General features: G+C 34.9%; 8 protein-coding genes and 1 other RNA gene. 3 read left to right on the top strand and 6 right to left on the bottom strand.

Annotated elements, in window-relative coordinates; all coding sequences use genetic code 11:
* The first annotated feature begins 113 nt into the window (after positions 1 to 113).
* A complete protein-coding gene (fumC, locus tag SOM12_RS01845; RefSeq protein WP_320492180.1) occupies positions 114 to 1,499 on the top strand; it encodes a class II fumarate hydratase in 1,386 nt (461 codons plus the stop codon).
* Positions 1,500 to 1,645: 146 nt separating this feature from the next.
* Here fumC and SOM12_RS01850 read toward each other — a convergent pair whose 3' ends face one another.
* Positions 1,646 to 2,848 carry an NAD(P)-dependent oxidoreductase gene (locus SOM12_RS01850; RefSeq protein ID WP_320492181.1) on the bottom strand — a complete coding sequence of 401 codons (1,203 nt, stop codon included), beginning with the start codon at positions 2,846 to 2,848 and terminating at the stop codon, positions 1,646 to 1,648.
* A gap of 241 nt (positions 2,849 to 3,089) precedes the next feature.
* Between SOM12_RS01850 and SOM12_RS01855 the strand changes: the two genes are divergently transcribed.
* Both SOM12_RS01855 and ssrA read left to right on the top strand, forming a co-directional pair.
* A complete protein-coding gene (locus tag SOM12_RS01855) occupies positions 3,090 to 4,292 on the top strand; it encodes a serine hydrolase domain-containing protein (RefSeq protein WP_320492182.1) in 1,203 nt (400 codons plus the stop codon).
* Positions 4,293 to 4,358: 66 nt separating this feature from the next.
* Positions 4,359 to 4,756: a transfer-messenger RNA gene (gene ssrA, locus SOM12_RS01860) on the top strand.
* Positions 4,757 to 4,894: 138 nt separating this feature from the next.
* On the opposite strand, the gene SOM12_RS01865 is transcribed toward ssrA, so the two are convergent.
* From SOM12_RS01865 to SOM12_RS01885, 5 genes are all read right to left on the bottom strand, one after another.
* On the bottom strand, positions 4,895 to 5,416 hold the full coding sequence (locus tag SOM12_RS01865; protein WP_320492183.1) for a DUF3347 domain-containing protein: 522 nt from the start codon (positions 5,414 to 5,416) through the stop codon (positions 4,895 to 4,897).
* The gene (locus tag SOM12_RS01870) at positions 5,413 to 7,848 is read right to left on the bottom strand and encodes a zinc-dependent metalloprotease (RefSeq protein WP_320492184.1); all 2,436 of its coding nucleotides are present in this window, start codon (positions 7,846 to 7,848) and stop codon (positions 5,413 to 5,415) included. The genes SOM12_RS01865 and SOM12_RS01870 overlap by 4 nt, the downstream gene beginning before the upstream one ends.
* A gap of 5 nt (positions 7,849 to 7,853) precedes the next feature.
* Positions 7,854 to 9,278: a RagB/SusD family nutrient uptake outer membrane protein gene (locus SOM12_RS01875; protein ID WP_320492185.1), complete on the bottom strand. Its 1,425-nt coding sequence runs from the start codon at positions 9,276 to 9,278 to the stop codon at positions 7,854 to 7,856.
* 3 nt (positions 9,279 to 9,281) lie between these two features.
* Positions 9,282 to 12,920, bottom strand: coding sequence for a SusC/RagA family TonB-linked outer membrane protein (locus tag SOM12_RS01880; RefSeq protein WP_320492186.1), 3,639 nt, complete (start codon positions 12,918 to 12,920; stop codon positions 9,282 to 9,284).
* 133 nt (positions 12,921 to 13,053) lie between these two features.
* Positions 13,054 to 14,202, bottom strand: a complete 1,149-nt coding sequence (locus SOM12_RS01885; RefSeq protein WP_320492187.1) for a FecR family protein — start codon at positions 14,200 to 14,202, stop codon at positions 13,054 to 13,056.
* Positions 14,203 to 14,233 lie beyond the last annotated feature (31 nt).

A 14,233-nucleotide genomic window follows, 5' to 3' on the forward strand; every position in this document is an offset into this window, starting at 1 on the left:
AAATCGGGAGATGCCGCTACCATCAGGGCTAAAAGACTCATTTTCAAAAGAAACTTTTCATTTCGCATTTAGACATTTCACATTTACAGAATAACATTTTTACAAACAACATAATGAAATACAGAATAGAAAAAGACACCATGGGCGAAGTTCAGGTCCCAGCCGATAAATATTGGGGTGCACAAACAGAACGTTCAAGAAATAATTTCAAAATCGGACCTGCGGCATCTATGCCAAAAGAAATCATTGAAGGTTTTGCTTACTTAAAAAAAGCAGCCGCTTATGCCAATTATGATTTAGGCGTTTTACCAATCGAAAAAAGAGATGCTATCGCTGCTGTTTGCGACGAAATTCTGGAAGGAAAATTAGATGATCAATTTCCATTAGTAATTTGGCAAACAGGTTCTGGAACGCAAAGCAATATGAATGTGAACGAAGTAATTGCAAATCGCGCTCAAGTTCTTAAAGGTTTTGAAATTGGCGAAGGCGAACAATTCATTAAAGCCAATGACGATGTGAACAAATCACAATCATCAAATGATACTTTCCCTACCGGAATGCACATTGCGGCTTATAAAATGGTGGTCGAAACTACCATTCCTGGTGTGGAAAAACTTCACGCCACATTAGCCAAAAAAGCAGCTGAATACAAAGACGTAGTCAAAATCGGGCGTACACACTTAATGGATGCAACGCCATTAACTTTAGGTCAAGAAATTTCTGGTTATGCCGCTCAATTAGCTTTCGGATTAAAAGCATTAAAAAATACTTTAGCCCATTTATCTGAAATAGCGCTTGGAGGAACAGCTGTTGGAACTGGATTAAACACACCAAAAGGTTATGACGTAAAAGTAGCTGAGTATATTGCCCAATTTACTAATCATCCTTTTATAACGGCTGAAAACAAGTTTGAAGCACTTGCTGCACACGATGCTATTGTAGAAACACACGGAGCTTTAAAACAACTAGCCGTTTCTTTAAATAAAATTGCTAACGATGTTAGAATGCTAGCTTCTGGTCCGCGTTCTGGAATTGGTGAAATTCATATTCCTGAAAATGAGCCAGGTTCTTCAATCATGCCAGGAAAAGTAAACCCAACGCAATGCGAAGCTTTAACAATGGTTTGCGCTCAAGTTATTGGAAATGATATGGCAATTGCAGTTGGAGGCATGCAAGGTCATTATGAATTGAATGTTTTCAAACCTGTAATGGCAGCCAACTTTTTACAATCGGCACAATTATTAGGAGATGCTTGTGTTTCTTTTGACGAACATTGCGCACAAGGAATCGAACCTAATCATAAAAGAATAAAAGAATTGGTAGATAATTCATTAATGCTAGTTACCGCATTAAATACTAAAATCGGATATTACAAAGCCGCTGAAATAGCCCAAACCGCACACAAAAACGGAACTACTCTTAAAGAAGAAGCTGTTCGTTTAGGTTATGTAACTCCAGAAGATTTTGATGCTTGGGTGAAACCTGAAGAGATGGTTTAGTTTTTTTTGTTTCATGTTTCATGTTTCATGTTTCATGTTTTGAAATACTTGACGAATAAAACCTAATTTAATTAAAAAAGGGAGGAAATTTAAAATTTCCTCCCTTTTTTAATAACGTGAAACCTGAAACTTGAAACAAAAAAAACTTATTTCCCGTCTACATAATCCTGCAAATAACTAAATCTCTCTGTCAATTTTCCATTTTCTGTGATTTTGGCACGTTTTAAGATTCCGTCTTTATCTCCGTTGAAGAAAGCTGGAATTACATGTTCCATAAACTGTTCTCCAAAACCTTCACTGGCATCTTTAGGGATTTCGCATGGCAAATTATCTACCGCCATTACTGCAACTGCAGCAGGATGAAAAAAATCTACCTCTCTATCTTCTAAAGGAAAATATCCGTACAACGGCTCTTCAATTGTAGATGAGCGAATTGTACAAGCAATTGGTCCATTAACATCACAAGAAATATCAGCTACAACTTTCAATTTGCAGTCGCTTGCATTCAGCATTTCTTTTGTTAGAATCATTGGTGCATTACTTGCATAAAAATGCCCTGCAAAATAAATATCAGAAACCTTCGTGAATCTTTCAAAATCAGATTCGTATTCCTCTGGATGATTCACAAAATCTGTAAAATCTAAAACCTGACCGTCTTTTCTTTTGTTATATTCCAAAACATCCAACTGCACATAAACCGCTTGAGCGTATTTTTTAGTCAAATAATTATCAATCGTAATTTCTTTCACTTTTATGGCATCCAAAATTTCTTTTGCTCCGCTCCCCACCTTTCCTGTTCCGGTAACTACAAATTTAAGAGCTGGCATTGTGATGCGTTTTAAATGCTTGATCAAATCTTCTTTTCCTGAAAGTGTCTCTGCTTTAGGAAGTTTGAACAATTCGAATTTAATTCCGAAAGCTCTAATTCCGTTATATACACCAACCATTCCAGCGTATCTTCCAAAACCAATTAAACGACGATCATGTTCGTCTACAATTGTTTCGTGATCGTATAGATCAATATTCTTTTCTAAAATTGCCTGAAGCAATTTTCTGTTATGAGGCTGTTTTTTAATCGTATGAGAAAAAAAGAAATAGGCTTTATTAGGAATCAAATCGGCTACGGGAACTTCTTTTACTCCAAATAATACATCGCAGTCAGATACATCATCGGCAACTGTAATTCCCATATTTTTATAATCATCATCAGAAAATATTCTTATATCAGAACTCTCCACTTTTACAGAAGCATCGTGATAAAGCTGTTTTAACCTTGTCAATTCATTTGGAGAAAAAACGACTCTTCTATCTGGCGGATTTTTTCTCTCTTTTATGATTCCAAATTTCATTTAAACTGATTTTTTAATATTAAATAATATAACTTTTTACAATGCATTTGTTTCAAATATAACAAATTTAGTTAAAATTTTGTTTCTAAAATTCAATTTAAAATGTTTCAAAACCGTTAAAAGCTGAAAAACAATCGACTAAAATTTACTTTTCTTAAAATTATGTTAAAAAACACAAATTAAAGCCTCAGAACTAAGAATACAACAAAATTGAATTCGATATATTTGTTTTTAAAGAACGATGCAAATGATTTTCCTTAAAAAGACAAAGATACCACAATTACTTTTTTCCATACTTGTTTTAAGTTCATGTGGTCAAAACAAAAAAACAACAACAGATACTACTCAAACAGTCGAAGATACTTTACCCAAAATGAAACCTTTAGGTCCAGAACCGAAAGTTTCTCAAGCATATAAAAATTCGGTTGTGGGCAGAATAAATCACTTTTACAATAAAAACTGGCCCAATAATAACATGAACGGGAGCTTCTTGGTTGCCAAAAACGGACAGATTTTATTTGAAAGATATAATGGTTTTGCTAATAAAAATGAAGGAACCAAAATAACGTCTGAAACACCTGTACAAATTGCTTCGGTAAGTAAAGTTTTGACGGCTACAGCAGTTTTAAAATTGGTTAATGCGGGTAAAATTGAATTGGACCAAAAGGTAAATACGATCTTAAAAACTTTTCCATACGAAGAGTGTACCATAAGAATGTTACTGGATCATCGTACCGGAATGCGCAACTATGCTTATTTCACAGATCGTGATAAATCGATTTGGGACCGACATAATCAATTAACCAATAAAGATATTCTTGATATTTTAGCAACAAAAGACATTGGTTTAGAATCTAGAACAGGAACTCGTTTTAGCTACTGTAATACTAATTATGCAATGTTGGCGCTTATTATCGAAAAAATTACTGGTTTAGGCTATAAAGAAGCAATGTCTGAAATGATTTTTAAACCACTAGGAATGAAAAATACCTACGTTTTTGACGATGATAAAGACAGAAAAAAAATTGTTCCTTCGTATAAAGGTAACGGCGTAGAAATTGGTTTTGATTATCTAGACAATGTTTACGGCGATAAAAACATTTTCTCTACCGCTAGAGATCTTTTAAAATTTGATAGAGCAAGACAATCACCAGATTTCTTAAAACCTGAATTATTGAAACAAGTATACACAGGTTACAGCAACGAACGCAAAGGAACTAAAAATTATGGTCTTGGAATTAGAATGATTAACTGGGAAACAGGTCAGAATTTCTATTTCCATAACGGATGGTGGCATGGAAATACCTCATCTTACATTACTTTGATGAACGAAGGCGTAACGATTATTGCGTTATCAAATAAGATGACCAGAAACACTTATGCAGTTCGTAAACTAGCTCCTGTCTTTGGAGATTACCCTTTTAATTTTAAAGACGAAGAATAACAAAATTTTTCTGAAATTTTTAGCAGAAAGTAATTTCAAATACTCTAAATTTGCAGACTTATTTTTGGGGTCGACTGGTTTTGACAGCGAGTCGAATTGAACAGTAAGCACGTCGAGCATTGAGACCTTGCTCGTAAATATAAGATCTCACACTTTTACACGGCGAAAATAATTACGCTTTAGCTGCATAATCCGAATCATAGTAAGATTGCGCCACGTCTCTACAAGGTAGAGAAGCTGGATTCTCCTGGAAAGCCTTGGTTTGTGGCGTTCCGTTCAGGGGAACCGTAAAAATAAACCTAGATTTCCATGAGCTTCGGGTGGATTTTGAAAATTAAGAAGATAAGTGTTGGGTGGTTGTTTCTGGCCTAGCTCAACATCGAAAATTCAATCAGGAAATAAACGTGTAGAAAGCTCTTTAGTTGCTCGTTTGGACCCGGGTTCGATTCCCGGCGACTCCACAAAAAAGCCTGTAAACTCTTTGTTTACAGGCTTTTTTTATTTCACTTCAAACTTAGTCTAAGTCTTATTCTCATAAACGACAAATACGGCTTCCCTACAAAGAATACCGCATTCATCAAACTAATTCAAAATTAAAAAAATTATAAACTTGCTTTTACTTCACCACAAGTCAGCATGTTTTTTGGGTAGTACGGATTTTTGATTTCCTTACTATCACTTGTCCAAACTGCACCTGTCATGGGGCAAATTTGTAAATACAATATCTCATCAGCAGGTTTGAATTTTGAAGCTTGATCCCAATATTTTACCGAGAGTGTTTCAAAAATCTTACGCTGTTTGTTGATGTTTTTTGTTGCTGTTAATGCCGTTGCCAATTCGATAATTTCTTTTCTCGAAGTTGTAGCTGCATTCATGTTTTCTAAATTTAACTTTTTAAACTTGAAGTTTTTTAAGGCACTTTTTAAAGCTTCTGCATTTTTAACAACCGCTAAACTGTCTGATGTTAAAAAACTATTTTTTAAAGCCAAATAACTTTTTGTGATTTCTTTTTTCTCTGCTTCACGCTTTGCAACCAATTCAGGAGTTACTTCTTCTTCTGACGTAAGTTGCGCCTGAGCTAAAAAGCTACAGAAAATAAATGCTATAACTAATAAATTTTTCATGATGTAGGTTTATCTAGTTTTGTAATGATTTTATCTATTTCTAATAAAATGTTTTCGTAGTGATCTTTATTGATTCCTGTTGAACCACTCATCAATTTTGTAACATCTGTTTTTAATTTCAAAAGATGCTGTTTTCCATACAATCTTACATCACTTCGCTGTGCTGTATTAGACGCTTTTCCGGGTTCTAATTCTTTTGGCAATAAGAGCATTCCTAGCTTTTCAACATAACCACGCTGGAAACTTCTTCTATAATAATCTTGTTTTTCGTCTCCGCTAAATTTCACCCAAACGATTTGCTGAACATCGTTTAAAAACTCAGGAACTGTATATGCTCCTTCAGATTGCATCGATTTTAAACTGATATTATAAAGCATTCCAGAGCTCAATAACATATTCAATACCTGATTCTGCTGATCTGAGATTTGATCTTCTCTCTTTAAAGCAATCAAATCATCAATTTCCTGCGGATACATCCAAAGCGGAGAAACAAACAATTGTCTACCTAAATAGTCTATCGCTGCTTTTACTTTTGCTTTAGGAACTGGTTTATAAACTACTCCTTTTTCATCGACTGTTCGTTTTGTAATGTAGTTGTTTCCAATATTTTTCAGAACGTGATACAAATACAAACCGTATTGTCTTACTACTGCTTTATGCATGTCTGCTAAATTATCATACGGATCGTTTGGCTGATAAGTCCATTCGATTAGATGAGGCACAACGCGCTTCAGGTTTTTAATTCCGTAATCGCTGGCAAGTACCGCATCGTCTCCCAGATCTTCTGATTGACTACGCGGATCTTCATCTTTTCCTTCTCCACCAAACCATAATTTCGGATTCGCCGTTAAACTATCAGTTGTTAATTTGGCCAATAATTTCTCTTCTTCAAACTCATCTTTCGTGTTTGGGTAATATTTATATCCCCATTCAACAGCCCATTTATCATAACTCCCAATACGCGGATAAAGACCTATTGGACTAATATTATCTTCTGGCTGTGCTACGTAGTTAAAACGGGCATAATCCATAATAGAAACCGTATGTCCATTTGCTTCTACCCATTTTTTATCTCGAAGTTTTTCTACCGGAGTTGCACTGCTCGCTCCCATATTATGACGTAAGCCAATGGTATGTCCGATTTCGTGAGAAGACACAAAACGGATTAATTGCCCCATTAATTCATCATCTAAATGCATTTTTCTTGCTCTTGGATCTAAAGGTCCAGCCTGAATCATATACCATCTCTGCACCAATTTCATTACATTATGATACCAGCCAACATGGCTTTCCATAATTTCACCACTTCTTGGATCACTAATTCTTGGTCCATAAGCATTTGGTGTTTCAGAAGCTAAATATCGCACTACAGAATATCTTGCGTCTTCCAAACTCATGGTTTTATCGTCTTCGGGCCACTCTTTACCCACAATGGCATTCTTGAAGCCTGCTGCTTCAAAAGCTTTCTGCCAATCGTTGATACCTGCAATTAAATAAGGTCTCCATTTTTTTGGCGTTGCAGGATCGATATAATAAACAATCTGTTTCTTTGGTTCTACCAATTCACCTCTCAAGTATTTTTTAATATCCTTGTCTTTTGGTTCTAAACGATAGCGCTGCACAATAAATTTCTTTTGAGCCCGCTGTTCGTCATCATCAAACAAAACATATTTATTAGCAAAATAACCTACTCTTTCATCAAAGAAACGTTTGCGCATTGGCGTTTTCGGAAGCAATACAATCGAAGTATTCAATCGTAATGTTATGCTTCCGCTGCTTGAAGTAGAACTTGTATACGTTTTTGTTGTTTTAGTCTCAATATTAATTGGATATGCATCAATACTTTCAACAAAAGATTTGTCATCGGCAAGAGATGTTAATTTTTTCTCTGTTTTGTCCTGACTTCCGATAGAGAACATCGCATTATCTTTCTTGAAAACATCTGTTACTTCAATAACCACATCTTTGGTGTCTGGATTGGTTGTTTTTATTGGAAACGCAGCCACAATCGGATTTTCATTGCTTCCTTCTAATGCTTTTGCAAGCATAGAATCTGAAGAACGAACATCTTGTCTGTATTGCAGCGATCTTAAATAAACCGTATTATTGGAACCTTTTTCAAAATAAATAGTCTGCTCGTTCGCTTTTTCTCCACCAAAAGTTCCAAAACCTTCAGGCGTTGAAAGATATCTTGTTACAACAAGCATGTATCGATTAAATAAACTATCTGGAATTTGAAAGTAATATTTAGTATCAACTTGGCTAACCGTAAAAAGACCTGATTTGCTTTTAGCTTTATCGGTAATTATTTTATTGTAAGCCTGCATACCTTTTGGCTGTGTACTGGTACTATCGGCTTTCTTTTCGGGAGTCTGAGCAAAACCATGCTGCCAACACGACAGCATGATTAGAGATATAATTAACTTTTTCATTGGGATTAAAACGGAACTTTTTCGTCTGTATTTAAAGTAAGTTTTGGATTTTTTGTCAACGCCGATAAAGGAAACGGAACGATATAAAATCTTGAATTAGGCTGTAAGGTGTATGTTTTCTGCGGAACTGTTTTGTTTACAAGTGGAAAAACTCTCGTAATTGTTTTTGCATACTCGGTTTCTGTATTTAATCTTTTTAAATCGAAAAATCTATTGAAACCAAAAAGCAATTCTTTTCTTCTTTCATTAATAACAAGATCCATTGTTTCTTTTCTTGTAGCTGGAACTTCTAAGTTTACTGCTCCTGATAAAATACGTTTTGCCCTCAATGTATTCAAAACAGTTACCGATTCGCTAAATCTATTTTCTCTAGCATAACATTCTGCAAGAATTAAATATACTTCGGGTGTTTTCATGCCAACAGTTGGATAAAAGAACCTTGTATATTGAGTTCCCCAATATGCTGTATTGGAACCTTGATCTAAATTGGTTGCACTTGTAGAATTAAAGAACAAATTAAAACGCGCATCGTTAGTTCCGAATAAAGTTCTCAATTCTGGACTAATAATATAAAGCTGTCCAAAATTCATTTCGTTATACCCTGTCATGTACATATAACTTAACACCTCTGTATTGTCTGCCGCAGGAACAGCAAGAGATGTTGGTCCGCCTTTTGCATTGTAGGCAACCATATCAAATAGCTGATTATTGTAGCTCAACGATTTTTGCGCTGCCGCTTCTGCTGCTGCAATTTCGCGTTTAAACAAATGTACTTTTGCTTTAAAAGCATAAGCAAATGCTAAAGAAGGATGATAAACATCGGTTGGTTTTTCCTGAAGGTAAGGTAATGCATCTTCTATATCACGCTGAATAAAATCATAAACCTGAGCAACAGTAGATTTAGAAGGTTGTGCTTCCAAATCAAATTTATCCATAATGCAGATTCCACCGTCAGTCGATGCCGTTTGCGGATCATATCCTTTTGCGTAAGTATTTAGCAATAAAAAATGATCGTAAGCTCTGTAAATTTTAGCTTCAGCTTTAGCCAATCTTTTTACATTCTCATCTCCTTTACTGTTATCAACCAAAGAAATAATAGTGTTCCATCTGTTGATGTAAGTGTACGCTTGGTTATAAAAGCTTGAACCCGTCATTAAAGAAACGCGGTCGACACTTTCGTCAAAAGTAAAATTAAGAATATCGATGTTTGGCGTTCTTCCGATTACGTTAGCCTCTCTCATCCATTGATCGTCAGATAAATATTGAAAATTATTAATCGGATAACCTCTTCCAGGAAGCGACACCAATTCAAGAAATTGTTCTGGTGTTTCTACCACCAAAGCACCTTTTGGCGTAATGTCTGTATATTCTTCGCATGATGATACAGTCAACATCATGAACGACAGCAGTGTTATATATAAATTTTTCATTTTTTAAAGAGTAAGATTAAAGCCAAACAAATATGTTTTTGGCAATGGTAAATTACGTGTTGCAGAATTTGCGCTATAAACTTCTGGATCAATATGATTTCCAGCTGCACTACAGTACCAGATATTATTCATCTGGAAAGTAAATTTTGCCGATGTCATTTTAATTTTGTTTGCAAAATCTTTTGGCAGATTATAACTTAAAGAAATATTTCTAAGTTTAATATAATCTCCATCTACCACATTGGCATCAGAATTTCTCCACTGACTGCTGATCGTGTTTGCATAATTTCTCACACTTTCGTCAAAATCTACATATAGACGGGTATTTCCATTTTGGTTGGTATCGGTATAACGATCTGCAATTCCTGAAAGCGTTACTAAATCTGATCCCATATCAAGCGTTTCTTTACGCATTACGTTTCCGCCAGAAAAAACAAACAAGAAATTCAAATCAAATTGTTTATATGAAAAACGCTGTGAGAATGAACCTGTATAAGTTGGAACAAGGCTTCCCATATTTACTAAAGCCTCTGGACTATTAATTGTTTTAATACTGGTTGATATTGGATTTCCATTTGCATCAAAAGTGATTGACGGATTTCCGTTTTCATCTAATACATAAGGATACCCATTTACAGTTCCTCCATATTTGTAAGCATACAAACTATTATAAGTATCATCTTTCAAGAAATAATCTCCGGGTGAACTAACGTAAACAGAAGCCGTAGACATTGCTCTTGTAATTTCTTTTACAGTCGTTTTATTGAAAGCAAAAATTAAATTAGAAGCGATACGAAAATCATTTGTTTTGTACCATTCAGAACCTGCGCTAAATTCGATTCCTTTATTTAATAATCCACCCGCATTAATTCTTCTTGACAAAGCGCCAACTGTAGGATCTAAATCTGTTGTCGCCAATAAGTCGCTACTGTATTTGCGGTATACATCAATAGTACCGTTTAACTTTCCTCTAAATAAGCTGTAATCTACTCCAACATTCGTCGTTTGCGTTTTTTCCCATCTTAACATTGGGTTAGGCTGTGCCGTAATATTGGTATATTGTAATGACTGATATAGATTATCGTTTCTTCTAGTCGCTGTAATATAAGGTGTTGTACTTTGGTCAATATTACCATTAATACCGTAAGTCGTTCTTAACTTCAGCATATTAACCCATTTTACCTCTTTCATAAAATCCTCATTGCTAATATTCCAACCTAAACCTGCTGACCATAACGGACGGTTTTTATATTTTGGATCTACTCCAAACAAATCGGCTCTATCTACACGGTAACTTCCTGTAATGTTGTATTTAGATAAATAAGTATAACTAGCTGTACTGAAAACCGAAAAATAGCGATGCAAAATTTCTGTCTGTGTTCTTGGTACAGTTGCCAAAGTTCTGTTGTTTCCATAAATGTAGCTTGCCACTCCAGTTTGGCTCAGAGCAAGATTGTTCATAACGGCAGAAGAAAGTGTTACAGGATCGTAGCCATAACGCAATTGTTCGATGGTTCTAGGAAGAAAAGTTTCACGCATTTCAAAACCTGCCAAAGCATTTACCGAATGTTTGCCGTCGCCAAATTCTTGATTAAAATCTAACTGATTTCTAAAAGAATAGTTACTTGCCTGACTGCTCAATTGTTTGTAGCGCCCTCCTGTAGAAAAACCTTCAACATATGTATAAGCATTTGTAGTTGGGTTATATCCTGTTAAAGAATTAATCGCAGAACGCATTTTATAAGAGTTAACATCGTAATACTGTTCGTTGTCGTTTCTTCTTACTTCGTACTGAAATTGTGTATTAAAGCTTAATCCTTTATATAATTTCGCTTTTATGTTGGCAAAAGTTCTTAAGCTTAACGAATTTTGTTCTTCGATACCTTCTTTAAGCGAATTCAAAACATTAAATTCTGTCGATTTAAAACCACTCAAACCTGACAATTTTGCTGCTACAGCTGGATTAATAATCCCTCCAGAAGTAAATCCATCTGCAATGCCTACAAACGAAGCTATTACAAGGTTTCCGTTATCGTCTGTAATACGCTCATATCTTTTTTGAATATGGTAATTGCTATAACTACCATCTGTATTCTCATCATTGCTGTAAGTTCCGTTTACTCCAAATGTTGCGTTTAACCAGTTGTTAATTTGAAAACTGCTTTTGGCATACAAGTTAAATGATCGGCTTTTGTTGTTTACAATTCTCTCTTTTGATTCATCATAATTAAGAGAAACGTAAGTATTTTGTTTGGATGTACTTCCAGAGAATGCAATATTGTAACGCTGTCTAAATTCGTTCTGCCACACATTGTCATGATAGTCTTTTATATAATCATTCTTTCTCCATTGGGCAATCGTACTATCAAAATCAGCATTGGTAATTTTTCCTTCTTCCAAATTTCTGTTTAACTGATAAAGCGGACTGTAGTATTTCATACTCGAGTTTCCAATATCACCGTAACTGTTAAACATCGTTGATGTATCAGCATATCTTGCTCTTTCTCTATTATAAACTGCTTGTTCATAATCGATTAAATCGCTAGTAGAAGCATAATTCATATCGCGCAAATTAGGTTTGCTTGAGATAAAGAAATCTGAATTTATGCTAACTTTCAGTTTACCGTTTCCTTTTTTGGTAGTCAAAACGATAATTCCATTTGCTGCTCTCGAACCGTAAATAGAAGCCGCCGCCGCATCTTTAAGAACGTCAACACTTTCGATATCATACGGATTAATATCATTTAAAGTCAATTGGGTTGGCAAACCATCAATTACCAAAAGTGGACTGTAACCCACTTGATCAACAGAAAAAGTACCAATACCTCTTAAAATAGGTTTATCTGCTGCGGCACCACTTGGATTTTTCTGAAACATTAAACCTGCAACACGCCCCTCTAATGCACTTGCTAAGTCGGCATTGATATTTTCGTTTAATACCTTTTCATCCACTTTTGTAATTGCACCAGTAAAATTGCTTCTTGCAATGGTTTGAAAACCAGTTACCACCACTTCTTTCATCGCAGCAACTTTGTCTTCTACCACAAGAGTTAATTCTTTACGTCCTGAAATGGCAAAAGATTTTTTTTCGATAGTTAATCCTGTACAATCCAAAACACCATTTGACGGTACGCCATCAAAAGCAAAACTTCCATCAAAATCGGTTACGCTTACCCTATTTGTTCCCCAAATCGTTACAGATACACCAGGAAAAGGTTCGTTTCTATTATTTACTACCTTTCCTCGTATATCTATTAATCCGTTTCCCTGATCCTCTTCTTTTGAAGCAGTTACCACAATAGTTTGGTTGGTAATGGTATATTTTAAATTCTGATTTTTAAAGATCTGATTTAAAGCTTCTTTTACATTAGTATTCTTAACATTAATACTAACGGGTTTTGAATCTTTAAGCAGTTTCTGAGTATAAAAAACTTCGTAATTGGCTTGTTTTGCCACTTCTTTCAGAACTTTTTCTAAAGGAGCATCTTTAAAATTTATGCTAATATTCTGTGCCTGTCCAGTAAAACTGCACAACACCATAAAAACAGCGCATAACGCCCATAAATGGGCAGAAAAATGAACTTTGGGAATCTTTTTTTTAAGTTTTTTGTAAGGTTTTTTTGGTTGTAAATTTAATTTCATACATTTACATTGGTTATAGTTAAACAATAGTGGACAACTTATATTGGCTATAAACTTTTTAAACAACCAGAAGCATCGCAACTGCCTCTGGTTTTTTAGTTTATAGACTCAATATAATCGGTTAAATAAGATCTTACGGATAGACAATAATCGTTTTTCCTTCAACCTTAAATTTTATATTACTAAGCTCAAGTACTTTTAGTACCTCAGACAAATTTTTATTTCTAAATGTACCTCCGTTAAATCTCACATCTGAGACATCACCACGGTACTCGACTTTAATTCCGTACCAGCGCTCCAATTGTTTCATTACAGATTTTAAATCGGCATTATCAAATTTAAATCGGCCGTTTTTCCAAGCAATTGCAGCTTCGGTATCGACCTCTTTAACGGCAATCTTACTAGAACTTTCAGATATATCGGATTGTTGGCCTGGCTTTAAAATCGCTTTCTGATTTTTAGAAGAAACGGCAACACTTCCTTCTAATAATGTAGTTTTTACTACAGATTCATTATTGTAAGCATGGACATTAAAATGTGTACCTAAAACTTCGATTGTTTGGTTCGCTGATTTTACTAAGAAAGGCTTGCTTTTATTTTTAGCAACTTCAAAATAAGCTTCTCCTTCTAGCTCAACAATTCTTTGATCACCATTAAACTGAGTCGGATATTTGATAGACGAAACAGCATTCAAGAATACTTTTGTTCCATCTGCCAAAACAATATTATATTGTCCGCCTGTTGGGGTCGAAAGTGTATTAAATGAATTTGCATCTTCTTCTGAAGCATTAGCATTTGGGTTTATTACATAAGTAATCACTCCATTGGCATCCATTTTAATGGTTACCTCATCTTGATCTTCTTTAGCAATAATATCTTTTGAAGAAATATCAGAAAGTACAATCTGCTTTCCGTTCGAAAGCGTTAAAATTCCTCTATTTCCGCCTGGGGCAATTTCTTTTGGTTTTTCGACAACCTGAATATTTTCTTGTTCTACTCCTACTTCCGATTTTGTAAAATAGAATATTCCAGCACCAAATAATAACACGATAGATGCAGCGGCGGCAATACGCGGCCAAAGAGAAATCACTTTTGTTTGCTGTGCTAAAGGAAGTCTCGATTTCAAATGTTCGTAACTATCTGCTAGTTCGTATTTGCTAAGCTGTTTATTGCTATTTACCGCTTTATGCAAATACCACGCATCAAGTTTGTCTTTATCTTCATCAGATAAAGTGCCATTTTGATGTTTTTTAAGCAGTTCTAAAAATTCAGTTTCATTCATAATTACAACACGAAATTTTGTCTTGTTTTAT

Source organism: Flavobacterium sp. CFBP9031, from assembly GCF_034044945.1.
Lineage (GTDB): Bacteria > Bacteroidota > Bacteroidia > Flavobacteriales > Flavobacteriaceae > Flavobacterium.